Annotated in this window: 25 protein-coding genes; 20 read left to right on the forward strand and 5 right to left on the reverse strand. The window is 69.9% G+C overall.

The features are described 5' to 3' along the window. Window positions 1–3: 3 nt before the first annotated feature. The 13 genes from JOE53_RS03510 (at window position 4) to miaA (ending at window position 13,229) form a co-directional block, all read left to right on the forward strand. The gene (locus tag JOE53_RS03510) at window positions 4–621 is read left to right on the forward strand and encodes an SDR family NAD(P)-dependent oxidoreductase (protein WP_233449720.1); all 618 of its coding nucleotides are present in this window, start codon (window positions 4–6) and stop codon (window positions 619–621) included. A 65-nt stretch (window positions 622–686) separates the two neighbouring features. After that, on the forward strand, window positions 687–1,664 hold the full coding sequence (dapA, locus tag JOE53_RS03515) for a 4-hydroxy-tetrahydrodipicolinate synthase (RefSeq protein WP_036287248.1): 978 nt from the start codon (window positions 687–689) through the stop codon (window positions 1,662–1,664). Between the two features lie 47 nt (window positions 1,665–1,711). Beyond that, window positions 1,712–3,388 carry a ribonuclease J gene (locus tag JOE53_RS03520; RefSeq protein ID WP_204946805.1) on the forward strand — a complete coding sequence of 559 codons (1,677 nt, stop codon included), beginning with the start codon at window positions 1,712–1,714 and terminating at the stop codon, window positions 3,386–3,388. Window positions 3,389–3,419: 31 nt separating this feature from the next. Further along, window positions 3,420–3,914 (forward strand): GNAT family N-acetyltransferase, encoded by a 495-nt coding sequence (locus JOE53_RS03525; protein ID WP_204946806.1) that lies wholly within the window; start codon window positions 3,420–3,422, stop codon window positions 3,912–3,914. An 82-nt stretch (window positions 3,915–3,996) separates the two neighbouring features. Further along, window positions 3,997–6,690, forward strand: a complete 2,694-nt coding sequence (locus JOE53_RS03530) for an FtsK/SpoIIIE family DNA translocase (protein WP_204946807.1) — start codon at window positions 3,997–3,999, stop codon at window positions 6,688–6,690. Between the two features lie 48 nt (window positions 6,691–6,738). Further along, window positions 6,739–7,329, forward strand: coding sequence for a CDP-diacylglycerol--glycerol-3-phosphate 3-phosphatidyltransferase (gene pgsA / locus JOE53_RS03535; RefSeq protein ID WP_036287240.1), 591 nt, complete (start codon window positions 6,739–6,741; stop codon window positions 7,327–7,329). Next, window positions 7,326–7,898, forward strand: a complete 573-nt coding sequence (locus JOE53_RS03540) for a CinA family protein (protein ID WP_061682129.1) — start codon at window positions 7,326–7,328, stop codon at window positions 7,896–7,898. The genes pgsA and JOE53_RS03540 overlap by 4 nt, the downstream gene beginning before the upstream one ends. Before the next feature lie 168 nt (window positions 7,899–8,066). Beyond that, window positions 8,067–8,387 (forward strand): helix-turn-helix domain-containing protein, encoded by a 321-nt coding sequence (locus JOE53_RS03545; RefSeq protein WP_005048854.1) that lies wholly within the window; start codon window positions 8,067–8,069, stop codon window positions 8,385–8,387. A gap of 1 nt (window position 8,388) precedes the next feature. Beyond that, entirely contained in the window at window positions 8,389–8,613 is a 225-nt protein-coding gene (locus JOE53_RS03550; RefSeq protein WP_036282560.1) for a DUF3046 domain-containing protein, read from the forward strand. Between the two features lie 266 nt (window positions 8,614–8,879). Beyond that, window positions 8,880–9,935, forward strand: coding sequence for a recombinase RecA (gene recA / locus JOE53_RS03555; RefSeq protein WP_039416593.1), 1,056 nt, complete (start codon window positions 8,880–8,882; stop codon window positions 9,933–9,935). Window positions 9,936–10,123: 188 nt separating this feature from the next. Continuing rightward, window positions 10,124–10,696, forward strand: coding sequence for a regulatory protein RecX (locus tag JOE53_RS14950; RefSeq protein ID WP_231477143.1), 573 nt, complete (start codon window positions 10,124–10,126; stop codon window positions 10,694–10,696). Between the two features lie 65 nt (window positions 10,697–10,761). Then, window positions 10,762–12,318, forward strand: a complete 1,557-nt coding sequence (miaB, locus tag JOE53_RS03565; protein WP_204946809.1) for a tRNA (N6-isopentenyl adenosine(37)-C2)-methylthiotransferase MiaB — start codon at window positions 10,762–10,764, stop codon at window positions 12,316–12,318. Then, on the forward strand, window positions 12,315–13,229 hold the full coding sequence (gene miaA / locus JOE53_RS03570; protein WP_112932990.1) for a tRNA (adenosine(37)-N6)-dimethylallyltransferase MiaA: 915 nt from the start codon (window positions 12,315–12,317) through the stop codon (window positions 13,227–13,229). The genes miaB and miaA overlap by 4 nt, the downstream gene beginning before the upstream one ends. Before the next feature lie 46 nt (window positions 13,230–13,275). Here miaA and JOE53_RS03575 read toward each other — a convergent pair whose 3' ends face one another. After that, entirely contained in the window at window positions 13,276–13,731 is a 456-nt protein-coding gene (locus JOE53_RS03575) for an ASCH domain-containing protein (protein WP_204948165.1), read from the reverse strand. 129 nt (window positions 13,732–13,860) lie between these two features. On the opposite strand from JOE53_RS03575, the gene dapF reads away from it, so the two are divergent. Continuing rightward, the gene (gene dapF, locus JOE53_RS03580) at window positions 13,861–14,724 is read left to right on the forward strand and encodes a diaminopimelate epimerase (RefSeq protein ID WP_204946810.1); all 864 of its coding nucleotides are present in this window, start codon (window positions 13,861–13,863) and stop codon (window positions 14,722–14,724) included. Between the two features lie 22 nt (window positions 14,725–14,746). Here the strand turns inward: dapF and JOE53_RS03585 are convergent, their stop codons facing one another. Continuing rightward, a complete protein-coding gene (locus tag JOE53_RS03585; protein ID WP_204946811.1) occupies window positions 14,747–15,388 on the reverse strand; it encodes a class I SAM-dependent methyltransferase in 642 nt (213 codons plus the stop codon). A gap of 69 nt (window positions 15,389–15,457) precedes the next feature. On the opposite strand from JOE53_RS03585, the gene hflX reads away from it, so the two are divergent. Then, window positions 15,458–16,981, forward strand: coding sequence for a GTPase HflX (gene hflX, locus JOE53_RS03590; RefSeq protein ID WP_204946812.1), 1,524 nt, complete (start codon window positions 15,458–15,460; stop codon window positions 16,979–16,981). 7 nt (window positions 16,982–16,988) lie between these two features. On the opposite strand, the gene JOE53_RS03595 is transcribed toward hflX, so the two are convergent. Beyond that, window positions 16,989–18,905, reverse strand: a complete 1,917-nt coding sequence (locus JOE53_RS03595) for a S9 family peptidase (protein WP_204946813.1) — start codon at window positions 18,903–18,905, stop codon at window positions 16,989–16,991. A gap of 149 nt (window positions 18,906–19,054) precedes the next feature. Here JOE53_RS03595 and JOE53_RS03600 point away from each other — a divergent pair, with 149 nt between their 5' ends. Next, a complete protein-coding gene (locus JOE53_RS03600; RefSeq protein ID WP_233449473.1) occupies window positions 19,055–20,029 on the forward strand; it encodes a methylenetetrahydrofolate reductase in 975 nt (324 codons plus the stop codon). Window positions 20,030–20,039: 10 nt separating this feature from the next. Here the strand turns inward: JOE53_RS03600 and JOE53_RS03605 are convergent, their stop codons facing one another. Further along, window positions 20,040–20,723 carry a hypothetical protein gene (locus JOE53_RS03605; protein ID WP_233449474.1) on the reverse strand — a complete coding sequence of 228 codons (684 nt, stop codon included), beginning with the start codon at window positions 20,721–20,723 and terminating at the stop codon, window positions 20,040–20,042. A gap of 144 nt (window positions 20,724–20,867) precedes the next feature. After that, window positions 20,868–21,533 (reverse strand): transcriptional repressor LexA, encoded by a 666-nt coding sequence (lexA, locus tag JOE53_RS03610; RefSeq protein ID WP_005048887.1) that lies wholly within the window; start codon window positions 21,531–21,533, stop codon window positions 20,868–20,870. A gap of 310 nt (window positions 21,534–21,843) precedes the next feature. On the opposite strand from lexA, the gene JOE53_RS03615 reads away from it, so the two are divergent. The 4 genes from JOE53_RS03615 to hisH are packed head-to-tail and all read left to right on the forward strand — an operon-like array spanning window position 21,844 to window position 24,730. Continuing rightward, a complete protein-coding gene (locus tag JOE53_RS03615) occupies window positions 21,844–22,224 on the forward strand; it encodes a LysM peptidoglycan-binding domain-containing protein (protein ID WP_016463242.1) in 381 nt (126 codons plus the stop codon). Between the two features lie 34 nt (window positions 22,225–22,258). Further along, window positions 22,259–23,365 (forward strand): histidinol-phosphate transaminase, encoded by a 1,107-nt coding sequence (locus JOE53_RS03620; protein WP_204948166.1) that lies wholly within the window; start codon window positions 22,259–22,261, stop codon window positions 23,363–23,365. A 58-nt stretch (window positions 23,366–23,423) separates the two neighbouring features. Continuing rightward, the gene (gene hisB, locus JOE53_RS03625; RefSeq protein ID WP_204946814.1) at window positions 23,424–24,035 is read left to right on the forward strand and encodes an imidazoleglycerol-phosphate dehydratase HisB; all 612 of its coding nucleotides are present in this window, start codon (window positions 23,424–23,426) and stop codon (window positions 24,033–24,035) included. After that, window positions 24,032–24,730 carry an imidazole glycerol phosphate synthase subunit HisH gene (gene hisH / locus JOE53_RS03630; RefSeq protein ID WP_005048896.1) on the forward strand — a complete coding sequence of 233 codons (699 nt, stop codon included), beginning with the start codon at window positions 24,032–24,034 and terminating at the stop codon, window positions 24,728–24,730. The genes hisB and hisH overlap by 4 nt, the downstream gene beginning before the upstream one ends. The last annotated feature ends 37 nt before the right edge of the window (window positions 24,731–24,767 follow it).

A 24,767-nucleotide genomic window follows, 5' to 3' on the forward strand; every position in this document is an offset into this window, starting at 1 on the left:
CGCCTGGGCGCCGACTACCGTGTTCAGGTCGAGGTGCTGGCGGCGGACCTCGTCGCCGATGACGGTCTGGCCGCGGTCGTCGCCCGCGTCGCCGACCGCGATCGGCCGATCGGCATCCTGGTCAACAACGCCGGATTCGGACTCGATCTCGACTTCGCGGCGGGCGACATCACCGACGAGCAGCGTCATCTCGATCTGCACGTGCGCGCGACGATGCACCTGACGCACGCCGCGCTGGGCGCCATGCTCGAGCGGGGACACGGGCGCATCGTCAACGTCGCCTCGGTCGCGGGATTCATGCCTCGCGGAACGTACGGCGCGGTCAAGGCGTGGGTGATCTCCTTCAGCCGGTGGGCCAACGTGGTCTACGCGCCGCGCGGCGTCAGCGTGACGGCGCTCTGCCCCGGCTTCACGCACACGAACTTCCACGAGCGACTGGGACTGCCGCAGGGGCGGGAAGGCATCCCGTCGGTGATGTGGCTCGACGCCGCGGACGTCGTCCGCGAAGGGCTGCGCCTCGGTGCGCTACAAGCTGCTCGTGGCGGCGATGCGTCTGCTGCCGAGCCCCCTGGCCGCCCGTCTGGCCCGCACCGGACGGTGACGGCCCGCACCGGACGGTGACGGACGGGGATGACGCGCCCGTGGTCTGCTCCGACGGGGTCGCCGCGAGCCGGTAGCCTGGAGGCATGACGCACTCGGGCAATCCCTTCGGACAGGTCCTCGTCGCGCTCGTCACTCCGATGACGGCCGACGGTGAAGTCGACTGGCCCGCCGTCGAGAAGCACATCGACGACGTCATCACCGCCGGAGCCGACGGCATCGTCGTCACCGGCACCACCGGCGAGACGAGCACCCTCACCGATCCCGAGAAGCTGAAGCTCGTCGAGGTCGGAAAGTCCGTCTCCGCCGGCCGGGCGAAGATCATCACCGGCGGCGGCTCGAACGAGACCGCCCACGCGATCGAGCTCTACAAGGCCAGCGAGAAGGCCGGCGCCGACGGCATCATGATCGTCACGCCGTACTACAACAAGCCGACGCAGGCCGGCATCCTGACGCACTTCCGTCTGGTCGCCGACGCCACCGACCTTCCCGTCATCCTCTACGACATCCCCGGTCGCACCGGCGTGCCGATCAAGTACGAGACGATCCTGCGGCTCGCCAACCACCCGAACATCCTCGCGGTCAAGGACGCGAAGGGTGACTTCAGCGAGGTCAGCCGGGTGCTCAACCAGACCGACCTGATGTACTTCTCCGGTGACGATGCGAACGTCCTGCCGCACCTGTCGATCGGCGCGTCGGGCCTGATCGGCGTGACGGCGAACATCACGGCGACGCCCTACCGCGTCATCGTGGATGCCGTGAACCGCGGCGACCTGGCCACCGCCACCGCCGCGCACCAGCAGCTCGAACCGCTCGTCCGCGCCGTCATGACCCATGTGCCCGGCACGGTGAGCGCGAAGTACATACTGCACGGCCTGGGCCGCATCTCCAGCCCGCGCGTGCGTCTGCCGCTCGTCGGCCCCGAAGAGTGGGAGGCCGCCCTCATCGAGGACGAGCTCGCACTCGTCAAGGGCGTCGACGGGGCCGACTTCTCCAACTTCCGACCCGACCGCAACGCCGCCGCCGGCGGCGCGCTCCCCAAGGTCCACGGCACCACCCGCTGAGCGACCGCGATACCGGTGGATGCCGCGGCATCCACGAAAGGCAGACGATGCCCACGACGTTCTCCGAGCCCCCCGCGCTCGCCCCGCAGACCCTTCGCGTCATCCCGCTCGGCGGGCTGGGCGAGATCGGTCGCAACATGACGGTCTTCGAATACGAGGGCAAGCTCCTCGTCGTCGACTGCGGTGTGCTCTTCCCCGAGGAGCACCAGCCCGGTGTCGACCTCATCCTCCCCGACTTCGAGCCGATCAAGGACCGGCTCGACGACGTCGTGGGCGTCGTGCTCACGCACGGCCACGAGGACCACATCGGCGCGGTGCCCTACCTGCTGCGGTTGAAGAGCGACATTCCCCTCATCGGTTCCAAGCTCACCCTCGCGCTCGTCGAAGCGAAGCTCAAGGAACACCGCATCAAGGCCTACACGCTGACCGTGCAGGAAGGGCAGGAAGAGCAGGTCGGTCCGTTCGACCTCGAGTTCGTCGCCGTCAACCACTCGATCCCCGACGCACTCGCTGTCGCGATCCACACCGACGCCGGTACGGTGCTGGCCACCGGCGACTTCAAGATGGATCAGCTGCCCCTGGACGGCCGCCTCACGGACCTCCGCGCGTTCGCGAGCCTCGGCGAGGACGGCGTGGACCTCTTCCTCGTCGACTCCACGAACGCCGACGTGCCCGGCTTCACCCCCCTCGAGCGGGACATCGGTCCGGTGCTCGACCAGGTGATCGCCAAGGCTCCCCGGCGCGTCATCGTGGCGAGCTTCTCCAGCCACGTCCACCGCGTGCAGCAGGTCATCGACGCGGCCGCGGCGAACGGGCGTCGTCTCGCGTTCCTCGGGCGCTCGATGGTGCGCAACATGACGATCGCCGAGGATCTCGGCTATCTGCGCGTTCCCGACGGCGTGCTGATCGACTACAAGAAGGCGCAGGATCTTCCCGACGACAAGATCGTCTACATGTCGACCGGGTCGCAGGGCGAGCCGATGGCCGTGCTCAGCCGCATGGCGAACCTGGACCACGCGATCGAGCCCGGGCCGGGTGACACGGTCATCCTCGCCTCGAGCCTGATCCCGGGCAACGAGAACGCGGTCTACCGCGTGATCGACGGCCTCACCAAGCTGGGAGCCAACGTGGTGCACAAGGGCAACGCCAAGGTGCACGTGTCGGGTCACGCGGCGGCGGGCGAGCTGCTGTACTGCTACAACATCCTCCAGCCGCGCAACGTCATGCCGGTGCACGGCGAGTACCGTCACCTCATCGCGAACGCGAAGCTCGCGCAGGACACCGGCATCCCCGCGGGGAACACGATCATCGCCGAGAACGGCACCGTCGTCGACCTCAAGGACGGCGTCGCCCGCGTCGTCGGCCAGCTCGATCTCGGCTTCGTCTACGTCGACGGATCGACCGTGGGTGAGATCACCGACGCCGACCTCAAGGATCGCCGGATCCTCGGCGAGGAGGGCTTCATCTCGGTGATCGTCGTCGTCGATGCCGCGACGGGGCGGATCATCACCGGCCCCGAGATCCACGCGCGTGGTTTCGCGGAGGACGACAAGGTGTTCGACGACGTCAAGCCCAAGATCGCCGCGGCCCTCACTGAGGCGGCTCAATCGGGCGTCCGCGACACCCACGCGCTGTCGCAGGTCGTGCGCCGCACGATCGGTCGGTGGGTGAACCAGCGGCTGCGTCGTCGCCCGATGATCGTCCCCCTCGTCATCGAAGCCTGAGCGGTCGCGGCGCAGCGCTACGATCGGCTCCATGCCCGTCAGCTTTCGTGTGCGCCCCGCGACACAGGCCGATGGGGCGTTCCTGGGCGACATGGTCGTCGAAGCGGCGAACTGGCGGCAGGGGGGCGCGCGCCTGCGGCACGAGGTGCTGACGCATCCTGACCACAACCGCTACATCTCGGGGTGGATGCGTCCCGGCGACGCCGGCTTCGTCGCGATCGACGCGCAGGACAGCCCGGTCGGCGCGGCGTGGTATCGGATGCTGCCGCGCAGCGACCCCGGCTTCGGGTACATCGGCACGGGCGTGCCGGAGCTCATCATCGGTGTGAGGCCGCTCTGGCGCGCGCACGGCGTCGGACGCGCCCTGCTCCAGCGACTGTGCGAGCATGCGCGGGCCGAGGGCTACGGCCGCATCAGTCTGTCGGTGGAACGGGGCAACTACGCCCAGACGCTCTATCGCAGCGAGGGCTTCGCGCTCACCCAGGCCGGTCACGGTCGCGACACCATGGTCAAGCGATTGCGCTGACGCGGCGGCGCCGCGGATGCCGGGCACGTCTCGGGCCGCGTCAATCCGCGGATCCGGGCGTCCCTGCGCCTACCGTGGAGTAATGGCACGATCCACGAGCACGCCCACGAACGCCCGCGCGTCCGCGAAGGGCTCATCGACCCGTGCCCGCAAGCCCGCGCCGGCTCCCACGAAGTACGTCGACGACACCGACCGCCCGCCGCTCGCCGTCCGCGCCTGGCTCGGCGTCGCGCACGCCGTCGGCGGCATGTTCCGCGCTTTCGGCCTCGAGACGCTCGAGAAGGACCAGCGCCGCGACGGCTTCCCGTTCCTGCTCGTCGTGCTGGCCGCGCTCGGCGCCGTCAACGAATGGTTCTTCATCGGCAACGACGCCGCGACGCAGATCAGCGCCTACACCGTGGGGCTGTTCGTCGGCCGCGTCGCCTTCATCATGCCCGTGCTCCTGCTGGTGCTGGCGGGTTGGCTGTTCCGGCACCCGCCGTCCATCCACGACAACGGGCGCATCGGCATCGGCTTCGGACTGTTCGTGCTCTCGATCGCCGGCTTCTGCCATGTTGCGGGCGGTCGGCCGCAGCCGTCGCAGGGCATGCCGGCGCTCAGCGCCGCGGGCGGTCTGTTCGGGTGGACCATCGGCGAGCCGCTGTCGCTGCTCACGCCGATCGGCGCCTACATCCTCCTGGGTGCGCTGACACTGCTGAGCATTCTCATCCTCACCAAGACCCCGCCCAACCGCATCGGCCGCCGTCTCGGAGACCTGTACGCGTGGATGTTCGGCGCCGAGCGCCCCGACGCGCCCGCGGCCGACGCACCCACGGTCGCCTTCGGCGAGACGGACGATGCCGCGGAGAAGGACCTGCCGTGGTGGCGCCGCAACAAGTCCGGCCGTGAGGAGGATGTCGACGGCCACCTCGGCTCGGACGACCTGACGGCGCTGTTGGACACCAGCGGCGACGGCAGCTTCGAGCAGGCCGTCGCGATGCCGGCCGCTGTTCCGCCGGTCCCGCCGCTTCCGGAGGCGCCGACCGAGATCATCGATCCGGCCGTGATCGCCCACGCCAAGAAGGCCGCGCGTCGCGCCGACACCGGCATCCGCGAGGACAGCGGCGAGATCATCCTCGACGACGGGATCCTCCCGGGTATCTCCGCCCTGGGGGACGACCACGACGGTCAGCCGCCGCAGGCGCCGTATCGCCTTCCGTCGGTGGCCGCGCTGGCGCAGGGCGACCCGCCGAAGGCGCGATCGGAGGCGAACGACCGCGTGGTCGCGGCCATCAGAGGCGTCTTCGAGCAGTTCGGTGTCGATGCGCGCGTCACGGGCTTCTCGCGCGGGCCGACGGTGACCCAGTACGAGATCTCGCTCGGCCCCGGCGTCAAGGTCGAGCGCATCACGGCGCTCACCAACAACATCGCGTACGCCGTCGCGTCGAACGAGGTGCGCATCCTCGCGCCCATCCCCGGCAAGAGCGCCATCGGTGTCGAGATTCCCAACACCGACCGTGAGATCGTCACCCTGGGAGACGTGCTGCGCTCGCAGGCGGCGACCAGTCAGACGCATCCGATGACGATCGGCGTCGGCAAGGACGTCGGCGGCGGCTACGTCGTCGCGAACCTGGCCAAGATGCCCCACCTGCTCGTGGCCGGTTCCACCGGCTCGGGCAAGTCGAGTTTCGTGAACTCGATGATCACGAGCCTGCTGATGCGCGCCAAGCCCTCCGAGGTGCGCATGGTGCTCATCGACCCCAAGCGTGTCGAGCTCACGAGCTATGCCGGCGTCCCGCACCTGATCACGCCCATCATCACGAACCCGAAGAAGGCCGCGGAGGCGCTGCAGTGGGTCGTGAAGGAGATGGACATGCGGTACGACGACCTCGCGTCGTTCGGCTTCCGCCACATCGACGACTTCAATCGCGCGGTGGTCGCGGGGGAGATCAACCTCCCCGTCGGCAGTGAGCGCGTGCTCAAGCCCTACCCCTATCTGCTCGTGGTCGTGGACGAGCTCGCCGACCTCATGATGGTCGCCCCGCGCGACGTCGAGGACTCGATCGTGCGGATCACCCAGCTCGCCCGCGCCAGCGGCATCCACCTCGTGCTCGCGACGCAGCGGCCCTCCGTCGACGTGGTCACGGGTCTGATCAAGGCGAACGTGCCCTCGCGCCTGGCGTTCGCCGTCACGAGCGTCACCGATTCGCGCGTCATCCTCGACCAGCCCGGTGCCGACCGACTCATCGGCCAGGGCGACGGCCTGTTCCTGCCGATGGGGGCGTCGAAGGCGATCCGCGTGCAGGGCGCGTGGGTGGCGGAGAGCGAGATCGAGAAGGTCGTCACGCACGTCAAGAACCAGGCTCGGCCGGAGTACCGCGCCGATGTCGCCGCGGTCGCCGAGAGGAAGGAGATCGACGCCGACATCGGTGACGACCTCGAGTTGCTGCTGGCGGCGGCCGAGCAGATCATCTCGACGCAGTTCGGCTCGACCTCGATGCTGCAGCGCAAGCTCCGCGTCGGCTTCGCGAAGGCCGGTCGTCTCATGGATCTGCTGGAGTCGCGAGAGGTCGTCGGCCCCTCGGAGGGGTCGAAGGCTCGCGACGTGCTCGTCACGCCGGATCAGCTGCCCGAGGTGCTCGCCCGCCTGCGCGGCGACGACCCCCCGGCTACCCACGCGGCGCCGGCGAATGACCCGTACGGGCCGGATGCGGTCGGTGCCCAGTTCGACGGGCTTCCGGTGGTCGATGGCGACGACGGGTCCGAAGACGCGTGGAGCCTCACCGGCCGCGACTGAGCTCGCCTGGGGCCCGTGCGGACCACCGGCCCCGAGTAGGCTCGCCTCGTGGCGATTCCCCGGCAGCTCCCCAACGCGATCACGATCGTCCGCATCCTGTGCGCGCCGGTCTTCCTCTGGATGCTCCTGGCCGATCAGGGCGGCGACGGCCCGCTGCGGTGGTGGGCAGGTGTGCTGTTCATCGTCGCGATCGCGACGGACGGCATCGACGGCTACCTGGCGCGCACGTACGAGATCGTCACCGACCTCGGCAAGCTCCTCGACCCGATCGCAGACAAGGCTCTGACCGGCTGTGCCTTCGTCGGGCTCTCCCTCCTGGGCGAGCTCCCCTGGGCCGTCACGATCGTTGTTCTCGTCCGCGAGGTCGGCATCACAGTGCATCGCCTCATCGTCGCGAGCAGTCACGTGGTCGCGGCGGCGTGGATGGGCAAGCTGAAGACCGTCGCGCAGGCGGTCGCGCTCTCCCTCGCGCTGCTGCCGCTGTGGAACGTGGTCGGTGAGTGGGTCCACGTCGTGAACACCGCGGCGATGTGGATCGCGGTGGTCCTCACGGTGGCGAGCGGCGTCGACTACGTGGTCACCGAAATCCGTGGAGCCCGAGCCGCCCGCGGCGGCACCGTGACGGGCACGCGTCGATGAGCGCCTCGTCCCGGCGTGGGGGCGCGCACGACGAACATCCGGATGCCGAGGGAGACGACCTCGAGAGCACCCTGGTCTCCGCGGGTCGTCGCAGTAGCGAGCCGGAGCGCCTCGTCGCCCGACTCGCCGACCTCGGCTGGAGCATCGCGGCGGCCGAGTCGTTGACCGGGGGACTGCTCGCCGCCTCCATCGTCTCGGTATCGGGGGCCTCGCGCGTCTTCCGCGGCGGGATCGTCGCCTACGCGACGGACGTGAAGGCGAGCCTTCTGGGCGTCGAGCAGCATCTGCTCGACGCGCACGGGCCGGTGCATCCCCGGGTCGCCAGCCAGATGGCGGAGGGTGTGCGCCGCGCGCTCGGACGTGACGGCGTGCCCGCCGACGTGGGCGTGGCGACGACCGGCATCGCGGGCCCGCTATCACCGGACGGCCAGCCCGTCGGCACGGTGCATATCGCCGTCGCCACTCCGCTGGGCTCACGGGTCGAGTCCGTGCTGATCGACGGCGACCGCGCCGCCATCCGCACCGAGACGGCGGCGCGCGCCGTCCGGCTGGTGCTGGACGCGCTCTGAGCCCTCAGATGATGCGGGGAATACCGCTCGTGTCGACGCCGTTACATGACAGCGATTCCCATTCATTACCCAGCACGAGGGGGCTATCGTGACCAGCACGTGGGGTACTGTTGTCCACCCGGGCACCGATACCCGGTGGGAATCTCGAGTAGAGGAGGGGGCCCGAACATGATCCTGGTTCGTCAGGAGATCGGCGAAGTGCTTCGCGACTTCCGCCTGCAGAAGGGTCGTACCCTCCGCCAGGTCGCCGGCCGTGCGAGTGTCGCCCTCGGATATCTCAGCGAGGTCGAGCGCGGTCAGAAGGAGGCCTCGAGCGAGATCCTCGCCGCGGTCGCCGAGGCGCTGGACGTCCCGATCTCGACCATCATGCGCGAGGTCGGAGACCGGCTGTCGGTGCTGGAGGGCCTGCAGGTCTTCCCCGACGTGGTTCCCGACGATCTCGCCGGGCTCGAGGACGGCCTCGTCCAGCCCGAGCTGTCGCTGCGCTGACGTGCGGCGCAGCGAGTTCACGCGAGCCGTCGAGGACGAGTTCGGCAATCGCGCAGCGATGTTGGTCGCCGACCTCGCTCTGCCCGGTGTGGGTCACCGGACCGCAGCCGAAGCCCTCGCCGACGGCGTCGAGCCGCGCGAGATCTGGTTTGCTCTGTGCGACGAGACGGACGTCCCCGCTTCGCGGCGCCACGGCGTCGGCCTGATGGAGCCGCGTCGACGCTGATCCGCGACGGACGCGCGGCGTGTCGCGTGATCGAAACTCTGTTCGATGGGCGTAGGCTCCTGCACATGAGGTGACTCGGGACGTTTGTCCACATTCGAGGCCTGTCGCCCACCGATGTCGGAGACCGTCTCTAGCGTGGACACCGTCATCACGACACCTCCGCCTTGTCGCAGCATCCTTCCCGCCGGGAGGGGGCGTGACAGCCTACAGGCGACGGAATCCCGAGGCCGGCAGCGCCGTCCACGGCAGAGCACAAGGAGCACGTCATGCCCTCACCCGCTGACCGCGAGAAGGCCCTCGAGTCGGCCCTCGCCCAGATCGACCGGCAGTTCGGAAAGGGCTCGGTCATGCGACTGGGCAGCGACGACCGTGCCCCCGTCGAAGTCATCCCCACCGGTTCGATCGCCCTCGATGTCGCTCTCGGCGTGGGAGGTCTTCCCCGCGGGCGCATCATCGAGATCTACGGTCCCGAATCCTCGGGTAAGACGACGCTCACGCTCCACGCGATCGCCAACGTGCAGCGCGCCGGCGGCATCGCCGCCTTCATCGACGCCGAACACGCGCTCGACCCCGACTATGCGCAGAAGCTCGGTGTCGACATCGATCAGCTGCTCGTGTCGCAGCCCGACACGGGGGAGCAGGCGCTGGAGATCGCCGACATGCTGGTTCGTTCGGGAGCGATCGATCTGGTCGTCATCGACTCCGTCGCTGCGCTCGTCCCCAAGGCCGAGATCGAAGGCGAGATGGGCGACTCCCACGTCGGCCTGCAGGCTCGCCTCATGTCTCAGGCGCTGCGCAAGCTGACCGGTGGCCTCAACCAGACCAATACGACGATGATCTTCATCAACCAGCTGCGCGAGAAGATCGGCGTGTTCTTCGGCTCACCCGAGACCACCGCCGGCGGAAAGGCGTTGAAGTTCTACGCCTCGGTGCGTCTCGACATCCGTCGCATCGAGACGCTGAAGGACGGCACCGACGCGGTCGGCAACCGGACGCGCGTCAAGGTCGTCAAGAACAAGATGGCGCCGCCGTTCAAGCAGGCCGAGTTCGACATCCTCTACGGCACCGGCATCTCGCGCGAAGGCTCGCTCATCGACTTCGGCGTCGAGCACGCCCTCGTGAAGAAGTCCGGCGCCTGGTACACCTACGACGGTGAGCAGCTCGGTCAGGGCAAGGAGAACGCCCGCAACTTCCTGCTGAAGAACCCCGACATCGCGGCGGAGATCGAAACCAAGATCAAGCAGAAGCTGGGAATCGGTCAGCCGCGCGGCGGGGCAGAGGTCGCGCCTGCCGATGATCTGGCCGCGCGCCGACCGGCCTGATGACGACGTCGCGACACGGGGGCGAGTCCGAGCGGCTCGCCCCCGTGATCCCGCTGTTCGGTGGAGATGCCGCCGACGCACGCGTCTCCTCCGCCTCCGCGAACCAGCCACAGGATGAGGCAGGTCCGCGCGACCCGCAACCCGCGACACCCCCCGTGTTCCCTGGTCCGTCCGGGCGTAGAGGCGGTGTGGGCGATCTCAGCTGGCATCCGACCTGGACGGAGGAGCCCGTCGACGCGGCGTGGGAGGACGACATCGCGACCGTCGTCGATGATGCGGAGGCCGCGCTGATCAAGCGCTTGCGAACGCGCTCCCTGTCCGAACGGGAGGCATCGCGATTCTTGCGCGAACGCGAGCTCGGCGATGCGGCGATCGACCACGTCATCGACCGCATGAGGAGCCTCGGATATCTCGACGACTCGGCACTGGCGGAGCAGCTCGTGCACAGTGGCGTCGAACGAAAGGGACAGGGGCGCGCGATGCTCGTGCAGACCTTGTCGGCCCGCGGCATCCCGCGCGAGGTCATCGACGAGGCACTCGATGCGCTGCCTGACGATGATGCGGACCGTGCTCTCGAGTTCGCGCGGCAGAAGGCCCGGACGATGCGCGACCTCGATCGCGATACGGCGCTGCGGCGGCTCTCGGGCCAACTCGCGCGGCGCGGGTACGGTGCGAGCGCGCTGACCGCAGCGCGGCAGGCCCTCGAAGAACTCGGGCGACCGGTTCGGCGTGCGCCGGCGGGAACCGTGCGCTTCGAGTGAGCCGTTTGCCCGGTGCGCGGGACCTCGGGTTCGTGCATGGTGACGGATCGTAGAATGAACGCATCATGACTTCTCCGTCCGCCGCCCCCACGCTGATCGCGCCATCGGACGCCGCCGTCGCCGCCGACGGTCGTGCCCGGACCTACGAGGTGCGCACCTTCGGCTGCCAGATGAACGTGCACGATTCCGAGCGACTTTCCGGCTCGTTGGAGAGCGCCGGATACGTGCGAGCGGAGGAGGGCTCCGAGGCCGATGTCGTCGTGATCAACACGTGTGCGGTGCGCGACAACGCCGCCGGCAAGCTGTACGGCACCCTCGGGCATCTGAAGAGTCGCAAGGATCGTCACGAGGGCATGCAGATCGCCGTCGGCGGCTGTATGGCTCAGATGGACAAAGAGGCCGTGCTCGAGAAGGCGCCGTGGGTCGACGTCGTCTTCGGCACCCACAACATGGGCTCGCTGCCCAGCCTCCTCGAGCGGGCGCGCCACAACGGCGATGCAGAACTGGAGATCCTCGAGGCGCTCGAGGTCTTCCCCTCGACCCTGCCGACCAAGCGCGACGCCGTCCACAGCGGCTGGGTGTCGATCTCCGTGGGCTGCAACAACACGTGCACGTTCTGCATCGTGCCGAGCCTGCGTGGCAAGGAGAAGGACCGCCGCCCCGGCGACATCCTGAACGAGATCCGGCTCCTCGTCGAGGACGGCGCGATCGAGGTCACGCTCCTCGGTCAGAACGTGAACAGCTACGGGGTCGAGTTCGGTGATCGTCAGGCGTTCGGCAAGCTGCTGCGTGCCGCCGGGCAGATCCCGGGGCTCGAGCGCATCCGCTTCACGAGTCCGCACCCGGCCGCCTTCACCGACGACGTCATCGATGCCATGGCCGAGACTCCTCAGGTCATGCCGCAGCTGCACATGCCGCTGCAGTCCGGATCCGATCGCGTCCTACGGGCGATGCGGCGCTCCTACCGCAGTGACCGCTTCCTCGGCATCCTCGAGCGGGTCCGCGACCGCATCCCGCACGCGGCGATCTCCACCGACATCATCGTCGGCTTCCCCGGTGAGACCGATGAGGATTTCGAGGACACGATGCGTGTCGTCGCGCAGGCACGGTTCGCCAGCGCCTTCACCTTCCAGTACTCGATCCGTGAGGGCACCCCCGCCGCGACGATGCCCGACCAGGTGCCGAAGGCCGTGGTGCAAGAGCGGTACGAGCGGCTCATCGCCCTGCAGGAGCGCATCAGCCTCGAAGAGAACCAGGCCCAGATCGGCCGCGAGCTGCAGGTGCTGGTCTCGACCGGCGAGGGAAAGAAGGATGCCGAGACCCACCGCCTGACCGGCCGCGCCGAAGACAATCGGCTCGTCCACTTCGAGCTGCCTCGGGGCTCGGCCGTTCCGCGCCCCGGAGACGTCGTGACGGTGACCGTGACGCACGCCGCTCCGTTCCACCTGCTCGCCGATAGCCCCGACGGGGCGCCGCTGCGCGTTCGGCGCACGCGCGCGGGCGACGCCTGGGATCGCACCCAGGCGGAGTCATGCGGCGTGCCGACATCCTCGGGCGTCGCGGGCGAGACGGGCGCACCCCGCGCGGTGTCGCTCGGGTTGCCGACGCTCCGCCTCGGGTGACCGGGCGTCTGTGGGGCGTCGTGGGCGCCACGGGCACGGGCAAGTCCGATCTGTCCCTGCGGCTCGCGGAAGCGCTCACCGCCCGCGGTCGCCCGGCGGAGATCGTCAACGCCGACGCCATGCAGCTGTATCGCGGGATGGACATCGGCACCGCCAAGCTGTCGGTCGCCGAGCGCCGCGGCATCCCGCACCATCTCTTCGACGTGCTCGAGGTCACGGATGAGGCCGCGGTTGCCGCGTACCAGGAAGCGGCCCGTACCGTCATCTCAGAGATCTTCCACCGCGGAGCGGACGCCATCCTCGTCGGCGGCTCGGGCCTCTACGTCTCGAGTGTCGTCTACGACTTCCGTTTCCCGCCGCACGACGACATCCTGCGCGCACAGCTGGAAGCGGATCTCGAAGAGGGCGGCCCCGGGCCGCTCCTGGAGCGTCTGCGCGCACTGGACCCGGCGACCGCCGACCGTATCGATGCGCGCAACGCTCGGCGGATCGTGCGCGCCCTCGAGGTCGCCGTGCAGGGCGACCGCGGTCACGGCGCCGTCCTGCCCGCAGATCCCGTGCTCTGGCACGTGCCGACGACCCTCATCGGTGTGGAGGTCGAGCGTGCAACCCTCGTCGCGCGCCTCGACGAGCGGGTGACCCGCATGTGGCGCGAGGGCCTTCTCACCGAAGTCGCAGCCCTCCGCGACCGCGGTCTCGAGCAGGGCGTGACGGCCAGCCGGGCCATCGGCTACGCGCAGGCGTTGGCGCACGTGGCGGGTGAGCTCGATGCGTCCGAGGCCATCGCCCAGACGCAGGCGCTCACCCGACGCTACGCGCGGCGCCAGGTGTCGTGGTTTCGCCGGTATGCCGACGTGCGCTGGGTCGCGCCCGACGTCGACGCGGTCGTCCTGGCAGCATCGGTGGCGTGAGCGAAGTCCGCACACTCACCGTGCAGCCCGAGCCGCTCCTCGTCGTTCAGTCGGCGTGCTCGGGGGGCCAGACGACGCGGAAGCGTTCGAAGACGATCTCGTCCTCCTCCGACCATTCGGCTCCGCGGGCGGCGGCGACGCGCGTCCAGTAGCGGCGGTGCTCGCGCTGCCAGCTCTCCAGCGATCCGTCGTCCTCGCCCTCGTCGGCGGCGAATGCCGCGTCGCCGCTGGTGAAAGGACCCAACCTCAGTTCGGTCGTGCGCATGATGATGCGCGGTGCGCCGGAGCTGTCGCACGCGATCCAGTGCGATCCGATGCGCGGCACGAGATCGCCCCGAGCGACGAAGTCGGCCACGAGCTCTGCCGTCGCTCGTTTCCGCCCCGACAGCACGATGTCGAGGAGTTCGTCGGCGAGCCGGACGTTGTCACCGAAGTGCTCGACGGTGTACTCGCCCCCGGCGAGCACCGCTTCGGGCCGCGCGGCGCGGTAGGCCTCCCACATCGCGGCCGCAGCATCGCTGTCGAGGGGGAGCGCGTGAGAGGAGAGAGCGGGTTCTGCCACCCTCAGATCCTGCCACGTCGCTCGCGCGCGGCCGGCCGGGCCTCGGGCTGTGGACCGTAGACTGACCGGGTGGCAGAGTCGATCGCATTCACCAAGGGTCACGGCACGGGCAACGACTTCGTGATCGTCCCGGACGACGAGGGCGTCCTCGACCTGTCGGCCGACCAGATCGCCGCGCTCTGCGACCGCCGCTTCGGCATCGGCGGCGACGGCATCCTGCGGGTCGTCCGCAGCGCCCGCATCCGTGAGGGCGAGGCGATGACGGATGCCGAGTGGTTCATGGACTACCGCAACGCCGACGGCTCCGCCGCCGAGATGTGCGGCAACGGCATCCGCGTCTTCGCGAAGTACCTCGTCGACACCGGTCGCGCCGACATCGACGCCGCACCGCTGCGCATCGGCACGCGCGCCGGCATCAAGACCCTCACCCGCAGCGACCCCGGGTTCGAGGTCGACCTCGGCGTCTTCGCCATCGACGGCGAGACCGTCGTCAAGGCGCGGGGACTCGACGTCGCCCGCCCCGGTCAAGGCGTCGATGTCGGCAACCCGCACGTCGTCGTGGCGCTCTCCAGCGCGGGTGAGCTCGAGGAGCTCGACCTCACCGTGCAGCCGTTGCTGCATCCGGAGCCGGTCGCCGGGGCGAACGTGGAGTTCGTCGTTCCGGCCGATCCGCTCGTCAAGAACGGCGTCGGCAGCATCCGTATGCGGGTCTTCGAGCGCGGTGTGGGTGAGACGCTCTCCTGCGGCACGGGTGTCGCAGCAGCGGCGCTCGCCGTCCGCCACTGGGCCGGACCCGCGGCGCCCGATCGCTGGAGTGTCGAGGTGCCCGGCGGCATCCTGGGCGTTCGCATCGTCGCCGACGGCGACGGCGACCACGTGCTGCTGTCGGGTCCGGCGACCCTCGTCTACTCGGGCGAGGTGCGCCTGGCCTGACGCGCGGTCGATCGCGGGCGACTCAGGGAAGTTCGATCGCGCCGGTCGGCACCGCGCCGTGCCGGCGCACCTTCAGCACCCGGAAGCCGCGTCCGGTCGCCGCACGCGTCACCGAGTGTCCGTCGTCGAATGTCGCCGCCAGCCACCGCTGCAGGGAGTCGGACCCGAGGTTGCGCTGCACGACCAGCCACGCGTCGCTGCGTTCGTCCAAGCGCGGCAGCCACGTCTCCAGCAGACCGTGAAGCTCGTTCTTGCCGACGCGGATGGGGGGATTGGACCGGATGCCGCGGAAGCGGACGTCGCCCGGAACATCCTCGGGACGCACCGCGTTGATGTTGGTGAGACCCCACTCCTGCGCGTTTCGTCGCACCAGGTCGAGAGCGCGGTCGTTCACGTCCACCGCCCACACCGTGGCGTGCGGCGACTGCACGGCGAGGCTGAGCGCGATCGGCCCCCAGCCGCAGCCGAGGTCGAGCAGGTGGCCGCCCGGAGGGGGCGGCGGAGTATTCGCGAGTAGCACCGCCGTCCCGCCGTCGACGTGGTCGGGGCTGAACACCCCGCCCGCGGTCGTGACCTCGCCGGTGCGTCCGCCGAGGGACACACGGATGCGACGGAGGCTCTCGGCGCTGGACGGGGAGGCGCTGAAGTAGTGGTCACTCCCCATCCTGCGAGCGTACCGGAGCCACCGGCCTGTGCGGGAGGCTAGACTGCAAGGCTGACCTGGAAGGAATCCATGACCCACACCACCGAGACCACCGACGCGCACGGCGAGGACACGCCGCTCGATCCGGTGGATCGCGTGCTGGCACGTACCGAGGGCCGCTCCCGCGCGAGCGTCTTCGGTGCCGCCCAGGCGCTGCAGGATGCGGCGACCGTCGCCTATGGCGACACCGACGGCGATCAGTGGGACCGTGAGGAGCGCGCGGCGCTGCGCCGCGTGCCGGGTCTGTCCACGGAACTCGAAGACGTCACGGAGGTCGAGTACCGCCAGCTGCGGCTGGAGAACGTCGTGCTCGTCGGGGTCTACCCCCAGGGGTCGCAGGAAGACGCGGAGAACTCCCTGCGCGAGCTCGCCGCGCTCGCCGAGACCGCCGGCGCGGTCGTTCTCGACGGGGTGCTGCAGCGACGTCCGCACCCCGACCCGGCGACCTACATCGGCCGCGGCAAGGCGGCGGAGTTGCGCGACCTCGTCGCCGCGGTCGGCGCCGACACCGTCATCGCCGACACGGAGCTCGCTCCGAGCCAGCGTCGCGCGCTGGAGGACGTCGTCAAGGTCAAGGTCATCGACCGCACCACCGTCATCCTCGACATCTTCAGCCAGCACGCCAAGAGCCGCGAGGGCAAGGCGCAGGTCGAGCTCGCCCAGCTCGAGTACCTGCTTCCGCGTCTGCGCGGCTGGGGTGAGTCGATGAGCCGTCAGGCCGGTGGCCAGGTCGGGGCCGGAGGCGCCGGCATGGGCTCACGCGGACCGGGTGAGACCAAGATCGAGCTCGACCGCCGGCGCATCCGCACGAAGATGGCGCAGCTGCGCAGGCAGCTGCGCGACTTCGCGCCCGCTCGCGAGGCCAAGCGCAGCGAACGCAAGCGCAACACGATCCCGTCCGTCGCGATCGCCGGCTACACCAACGCCGGCAAGTCGAGCCTGCTCAACCGGCTCACGAGCGCCGGCGTGCTCGTGGAGAACGCGCTGTTCGCGACGCTGGACGCGACGGTGCGCCGTGCCCAAGCGGTCGACGGGCGCGTCTACACCCTCACCGACACGGTCGGCTTCGTGCGGAACCTGCCGCACCAGCTCGTCGAGGCGTTCCGCTCGACGCTGGAAGAGGTGGGCGACGCCGACGTGCTGGTACACGTCGTGGACGGCTCCCATCCCGACCCCGCGGCGCAGCTCGCGACCGTACGCGATGTGATGGGCGACGTGGGTGCGCGCTCGACGCGCGAGATCGTCGTCTTCAACAAGGCGGACCTCGTCGACGACGACACCCGACTGGTGCTGCGCGGTCTTGAGCCGAGCGCGCTGTTCGTGTCGTCGCGCACGGGCGAGGGCATCGATCAGCTGCGCACCGTCATCGAGGACGCCCTGCCGCTGCCGGCGGTCGAGGTGCGCGCGCTCGTGCCGTATGAGCGTGGAGACCTCATCAACGCGGTGCACGAGTCGGGGCACATCGTCTCGACGGCCCACGAGGAAGGCGGTACCGCCGTGCACGCGCACGTCTCGGAGCGACTCGCGGCGGAGCTCGCACCCTACGCGCTCTGACGCACGCCTAGCCTGCCGTCAGCTCGATCGCCGGCACGCCGGGCGTCGGAAAGCCGAACACCTGGCCGAGGAAAGCGAGCTCGCTCTCCAGCGCGTGCACGACCGCCTCAGCGCCGCGGAACCCGTGTCCTTCGCCCTCGTAGAGCACGTAGGCGTGCGGGATGCCGCGCGCGGCGAGAGCGTCGCGGATCGCTTCGGCCTGCGACGGAGGCACGACCGCGTCATCCGCGCCCTGCAGCAGCAGCACGGGCACGCGGAACCCGTCGATATGCGTCAACGGGGAGCGCTCGATGTAGAGCTCCTCGGCATCCGGCAGGGGCCCGATGAGTCCGTCGAGATACCGTGACTCGAAATCGTGCGTATCGGCGGCCAGGGTGCGGGCGTCGCCGACGCCGTAGCGGGAGATGCCCGCGCGGAAGACGTCGGTGCGCGCGAGCGCCGCGAGCACCGTCCAGCCGCCTGCCGATCCGCCCTTGATCGCCAGGCGGGCGCCATCGGCGGCGCCGGTGGCGGCCAGGCCGGAAGCGGCCGCCGCGACGTCCGCCACGTCGCCGACGCCCCACTGTCCGCGCAGGCGCTCCCGGTACGCGCGGCCGTACCCGGTCGAGCCGCCGTAGTTCACCTCCAGTACTCCGATGCCGCGACTCGTGAAGAACAGCGTCTTCGCATCGGCGACGCCGCCCTCGTGGCCTGTCGGACCGCCGTGCACCAGCACGAGATAGGGCGGACGTTCTGCGTCGGATGCCGCGACACGCGGATGGTGGGGAGGGTGCACGAACGCGTGCACCGTCCCCGTCGGACCCTCCACAGAGAACGGGCGCGTCTCGGGAAGCCACGCATCGAGATCCTCACCCGCGATCTCTGCACGGCATCCGACGATGAGATCGACGTGCACCGTCGCCCCCGGCGCATCGAAGTCCACCAGCCAGATGCCGCTCAGGCCCGGTGCCACGCCGGAGATCAGCGCCCGGTGGCCGACGACCGCCTCGACGGCGAGGGATGCGGTGGCGGGGATGTCGATCACGGTCTCGGTGCCCGCGGCATCCCGCCAGACGAGCTCGTCCGCGCCGTTCGTGCGGACAGCGATCACCCCGCCGTCGGACGTCGCACCGAACCAGCGGCTGCCGAGTGACCACAGCGGGCCCCCCGTGTCCGCATCGGCCGGGGCGAGAGGCGCCCGCGGCAGGTCGGCATCCAGGCGCAGGCTCCAGATGTTCCACCGACCGGTCGCGTCGTCCAGGTAGAGCAGGGCGTCCTCGTCGGTCCATTCGGGCTGGAGCGCTGCCGTGCTGCCGTCGGTCACGTCGGCCCACTCGACCACGGCGCCGTCCTCGAGGCGACCGATACGCAGCGTCGTGCGGTCCCACGGCATGTCGGGGTGGTTCCAGGCCACCCACGCGAGCCGGTCCCCGCGCGGGGACAGTGCGGGTTGAGCGACGAAATCGCTGCCCGCGACAAGGTCGCTCGCTCCCGCACCGTCGAGGTCGATGCGCACGATCGCCCGCTCGCGGCCGGCGCGCTCGCGGATGCCGAGCAGCATCCCGCCGGTCGCGCGAAGTCCGCCGTAGCGGACATCCGCATCGTCCGTCAGGGGACGAGGGTCCGAGCCGGGCTCCCGCACCCACACCTGCTGATCGCGGCGTTCGACGAAGAACAGCCGACCGGCATCGTCGACCGCCCACGACCCGCCGCCGTACTCGTGGACGCCGGATCGGGCGTTCCACGGCGCCGGCAGGACGAGGTGCACCGTGCCGGTCGCATCGCGCCGGAACACGGCCGTGCGGCCGGCCTCTTCGGCCACCGACTGCGCCCACCACACCTCGTCGCCCACGAGTGCGGCGCCGTCGATCCGGGGAGAAGCCGAAGAAGCCCAGGCGGCGGTGAACGGGGAGGGCCAGGATCCATAGGGGTGCACATCGACCATGGCTGCCACGCTACGCGTGTGCGACCTGCCACGTCGGCAGACACGTGCCGTCACACGCGGGTGAGGGAACGGCGCTGGCTCTACAGTGGGGCATCGAGGCCGCGGCCGACCGGCTGCAGGACCCCGACCCGAGAGGGAACTGAGCGATGATGTCCCACGAACCCCGCGTCGACGCTCCGGCGGTCGCCGGCACGGCCTCGCCGCGGGTACCGTTCTCGTTCGAGATCTACCCTCCGCGCACCCCCGAGCAGCTGCCTGCTCTCTACGAGACCATTCGCGTGCTCGCCGCCGCCGGTCCGCGCTTCATCTCCGTGACGTTCGGCGCGGGCGGCTCGACGACCGACCGCTCGCTCACCGTGCTGACGCACATCCTCCGCGAGACGACCGTTCCGCCCGTCGCGCACGTGACCTGTGTCGGCAGCAGCTACGCCGAAGCCACGACGGTCATCCGCGACTTCCTCGATGCCGGCATCACCCGCTTCCTGGCGCTGCGGGGCGACCCGCCCGCCGGCGTCGGCGAGGACGACATCGTGGTCGGCGATCTGGAGTCGGCCGCTCAGCTCGTGCAGCTGATCGGCCGGGTGCAGGCGGAGCGCTCGCCGTATCGCGAGCGTGAGATCCCGGGGCTTCCGGGAGCCGTGCAGGTCACCGACGGCGACCGCGTCGAGATCGCCGTCGCGGCGTTCCCGAACGGTCACCCGCGTTCGCGTCACCGCTACGAGGACATCGACGCACTTCTGGCCAAACAGGCCGCCGGGGCGACGTCCGCCCTGACACAGCTCTTCTTCCACGCCGACGAGTACCTCGACTTCGTCGAGCGCGCCCGCGCCGCCGGGGTCGTCATCCCGATCGTGCCCGGGATCATGCCCATCACCTCTCCGGGGCGACTGCGCCGAGTGCTCGAGCTCACCGGGGATGCGCGCCCCGACTCCCTCGCCGCGGCGCTCGAGTCGGCTCCGGATGCCGCCGCGCAGCGCGCCGTCGGCCTCGCCCATGCCGCCGACCTCGCGCGGTCCGTTGTCGCCGGCGGCGCCGACGGCACCCACCTCTACGCCTTCAACAACCACGACACCGTTCTGGGCGTGCTGCGCGCCGCAGAGCTGATCCCCGAAGCGAGCCCGTGACGCCGTCCGCTCAGTCGGACGACTCGTCCGCCGCCGCGCGGCGAAGACCCCAACGACTCCACGCGCGGCGAAGAGCCGCCGCCCGCGCGGACTGACCGGCGAGCCACGCTCCGGCGGCGACGGCGAGAGCGATCGCCAGAGCTGCCCCGGCGGCGCCGACCGCCGCCGACACCAGCTGGTCGTAGACGGCGGCCGCCGCGGCCGGCGTGAGGGCCGTCCCGGTTGCGGCGGACGATACGGCCGCCCGGCCCGCCGCGGCCGCGATCAGCAGCGCTCCGAGGCCCGCCGCCGCCGCGAGCGCGGCCCGCCGCAGGGCGTCGAAGCGTCGCCGAGCGAGCGCGATCCCGGTGAGGAACAGGATCGCGGTGGCGACCGGCATCCACCATCCGGCCTTCACGCCGAGCGCATATCCCGTTCGAATGGCGGCCAGGGCGTCTCCGGAGCCGATGACCACGACGTGATCGACGGAGGGGATGAGCGTCGCCCACGCCACGCCCTGCGCGCTCAGACTTTCCTTCACGCCCGCCACCACGGCGCCGACCTGGATGCCGAGTCCGGCCTTGGTCTGCACCACGACGCCGGAGCCATCGGAGGTCGCGGCGAGCGTGAGCGCGCGGTGAGACTGTCGAAGAAGCCGGTCCCACAGTGCCCCGAAGCTGTCGGAGCGGATCGCACCGGCGATCGTGTCGTGCACGAGACCCTGCGCGGCGGCGGCGGCGGGCGCTTGCAGCCGCCGCCAGCTGCACCCGCGCCCAGACGCTCAGGATGGACAACGGGAGGCAGACGACGGCCAGGACGATCGCGACGGCCGATGCGAGGGCGCGCGCCCGCGACATGATCAGATCGCGCGCAGGACGGCCACGACGCGACCGAGGACCACCGCGTCGTCGCCGAGGATGGGCTCGAAGGAGGAGTTGCGGGGGAGCAGCCACGTGTGGCCGTCCCGCTGCCGGAAGGTCTTCACCGTCGCTTCGCCGTCGAGCATCGCCGCGACGATGTCGCCGTTGTCCGCGGTCGGCTGCGATCTCACGACGACCCAGTCGCCGTCGCAGATGGCGGCGTCGATCATCGACTCGCCGCTGACCTTGAGCATGAACAGGTCGCCCTTGCCGACGAGCTGGCGGGGGAGGGGGAAGATCTCCTCGACCTGCTGGTCTGCCGTGATCGGCACGCCCGCCGCGATGCGCCCCACCAGAGGGACCAGTGCCGCATCGCCCACGGCCGGAGCGAGGTCGGCGGGATTCTCGGCGGCGGCACCCGGCAGATCGATGAGGACCTCCATCGCGCGCGTCTTGCCGGCGTCGCGGCGGAGGTAGCCGCTCAGCTCCAGCTGGTTGAGCTGGTGGGTGACGCTGGACAGCGACTTCAGGCCCACGGCATCGCCGATCTCGCGCATGCTCGGCGGGTAGCCGTGGCGCGCGATGGAGGTCTGGATCACCTCGAGGATCTTCAGCTGCTTGTCGCTGAGGCTCTTCCGCCTGCGTGTCTGAGGCTTCTCGGCCATATCGCGCGCTCCTTCGATCGCGTCCCCGGAAGGCAGAGCCTTCGAATGTCGGAGGTTGGTGATGGGGTCGTCTTGTCGAAACCGTATCCGGTTTTCGCACGGTCGGACGGCACGCGTGCGCGTGTCGGATTCGATTCATCTGCGAGAACCGTATCGCTTGACACTCGAATACTATCGAAGATAGATTCGGAACAGAGATTCGCATCCGGCTCTCCCGGCCGAGAGGCGGATGCGAATCTCGACTCGAATCTTCGAGGTGACGCTCTCACCCCCGACGCCGCGGCGCGGGACACGTCTCAAGGAGGAACCCATGACCACGATCGACATCCTCGGCGCCTCGCCCCGCGGCCGTGTCATCGCGGCGGCCCCCGCCACCCGTCTGCGCCTGACGGTTCGTGGTCGCCGGGTGCTCGCCTTCCTCGCCTCCATCCCCGTCATCGTCGCGCTCGGTATCGGCATCGTGTCCGGCGGCGGCGCGCTGGCCTCCAATGAGGGATCCTCGGGAGTCACGTTCACCCACGTCACGGTTCAGCCGGGCGACACGCTCTGGTCGATCGCACGCGCGGTCGCACCTGACGTCGACCCGCGCGACGCCGTCGACGCGATCGTTCGACTCAACGCCTTGGACTCGGGCAGCCTCGATGCCGGACAGAGCATCGCGATCCCCGCCGAGTACTCCGCCGGCCACTGATCAGCCTCGTCCGCTCATCACGGTGACCTCTACGATGGTGAGGGTGAGCGTTCGACTCGATGACCTTCCCCTCAGAGACGACCTGCGCGGCCTGACGCCCTACGGCGCTCCCCAGGCTCCGCTGCCCGTCGCGCTGAACGTCAACGAAAACACGCATCCGGTGCCCGAAGCGGTCGCGGACGACATCCTCGACAGCATCGCCCGTGCGCTCCGGGAGGTGAACCGCTATCCGGATCGCGAGTTCACCGCCGTGCGGGAGGGCTTCGCGGACTACCTGGGTCATGGCCTGTCGGCCGCGCAGATCTGGGCGGCGAACGGATCCAATGAGGTTTTGCAGCACCTTCTGCAAGCGTTCGCTGGCCCCGGTCGGACGGCCTTCGGTTTCGCACCGACCTACTCGATGTACCCGCTGCTCACTCGTGCCACTGGCGCGACGTACGTGAGCGGGACGCGCGGCGTCGACTACACACTCGCCCCCGAAGACGCGGCCGCTCAGGTCGACCGTGCGCAGCCGGATGTCGTCTTTCTGTGCGCGCCGAACAACCCGACCGGAACGCCACTCGGACTCGATGTGATCGAGGCCGTCTATGACGCCGCACCGGGCATTGTGATCGTCGACGAGGCCTACCAGGAGTTCGCGCCCCGCGATTCCCGGTCGGCACTGACGCTGCTGCCCGATCGGCCGCGGCTGGTCGTGTCTCGCACGATGAGCAAGGCCTTCGCATTCGCCGGCGCTCGCGTCGGCTACCTCGCGGCCGACCCCGCCGTCATCGATGCTCTGCGTCTGGTGCGGCTTCCCTACCACCTCAGTGCGCTGACGCAGGCGGCGGCATCGGCCGCGCTGCGTCACGCGCCGGCGATGCTCGCGATGGTCGACGAGATCGTCGCTCAGCGCGACCGTATCTCCGCGACACTCGACGCGCTCGGCTACCGCCCCTTCGAGAGCTGGACGAACTTCGTGCTCTTCTCCGGTGTGGAAGATCCTGCGGCGACGTGGCAGGGGCTCTACGACCGCGGCGTTCTGATCCGCGATGTCGGCATCGCCCACAGTCTGCGTGTCACGGCGGGCACCGCGGAGGAGTCGACGGCGTTCCTCGACGCGCTCGCCTCACTCGGCCCGGGCGGTTCCGGCGCGCACTGACGGTGAACGCCGGGGTAACACGCCGGGCCGGCGCGCGGGCTCTCGGTAGACTCGGCTCATGAGCACCCCGGCCCCCCGCACGGCATCCTTGCGACGCGCGACCAGCGAGTCCACGGTCGAACTCGATCTCGACCTCGACGGCACCGGGCACAGCAGCATCGACACCACGGTGCCGTTCTTCGACCACCTGCTCACAGCCTTCGCAAAGCACTCGCTCACCGATCTCACGGTACGCGCCTCGGGAGACACCGACATCGATGCGCACCACACCGTCGAAGACACCGCGATCGTCCTGGGTCAGGCGATCCGTCAGGCGCTCGGCGACAAGAGCGGCATCTCGCGCTACGGGGATGCGCTCGTTCCCCTGGACGAGGCGCTGGCCCAGGCCGTGGTCGACATCAGCGGGCGCCCCTATCTGGTCCACACCGGGGAGCCGGTCGGGTTCGAGCACCATCTCATCGGCGGCCACTTCACCGGGTCGCTCGTGCGTCACACGTTCGAAGCGCTCGCTTTCAATGCCGGTCTGACGATGCACGTCACGGTGCTCGGCGGACGGGACCCGCACCACATCGCCGAAGCCGAGTACAAAGCGTTCGCGCGGGCCTTCCGGCAGGCGAAGGCGCTCGACCCCCTGGTCCACGGCATCCCCAGTACGAAGGGCGCCCTATGACCGACGCCACCGCAGGGCTCGAGGCCGGTACCCGCATCGAGGAGCGGCCTCTCGTGGCTGTGCTCGACTACGGGTCGGGCAATGTCCACTCCGCGGTGAAGGCCCTCGTCGCCGCGGGAGCCGATGCGCGGCTCACGGCCGATCGTGGCCTGATCCACGACGCCGCAGGTCTGGTCGTACCCGGCGTCGGAGCCTTCCGGGCCGTGATGGAGTCCCTGCGCGCCACGCGCGGCGACGAGATCATCGAACGTCGTCTCGCCGGAGGTCTGCCGGTGCTGGGCATCTGTGTCGGCATGCAGGTGATGTTCGAGCACGGTGTGGAACGCGGTGACGACACCGAGGGGCTCGGCGAGTGGCCCGGCGCGGTCACCGAACTCGACGCGCCGGTGCTCCCGCACATGGGCTGGAACACGGTGCGGGTGGGCGAAGGCTCGACTCTTTTTCGCGGCCTGGAGCACGAACGGTTCTACTTCGTGCACTCCTACGCCGCCCAGCACTGGTCGCTCGAGGTCACGCGGCCGTTCCGTCAACCCGCCCTCACGTGGTGCGACTACGGCACGCCGTTCCTCGCCGCCGTCGAGAACGGGCCGCTGTCGGCGACGCAGTTCCATCCCGAGAAGAGCGGCGAGGCCGGCATCCGGCTTCTCGCGAACTGGATCTCCTCGCTTCCGCAAGACCTCACCCGCACCCGGTAGTAGTCTCTCTGCTTGTGTGTCCTCGTGTCCGCGCATG

The organism is Microbacterium laevaniformans (assembly GCF_016907555.1).
Taxonomy (GTDB): domain Bacteria; phylum Actinomycetota; class Actinomycetes; order Actinomycetales; family Microbacteriaceae; genus Microbacterium; species Microbacterium laevaniformans.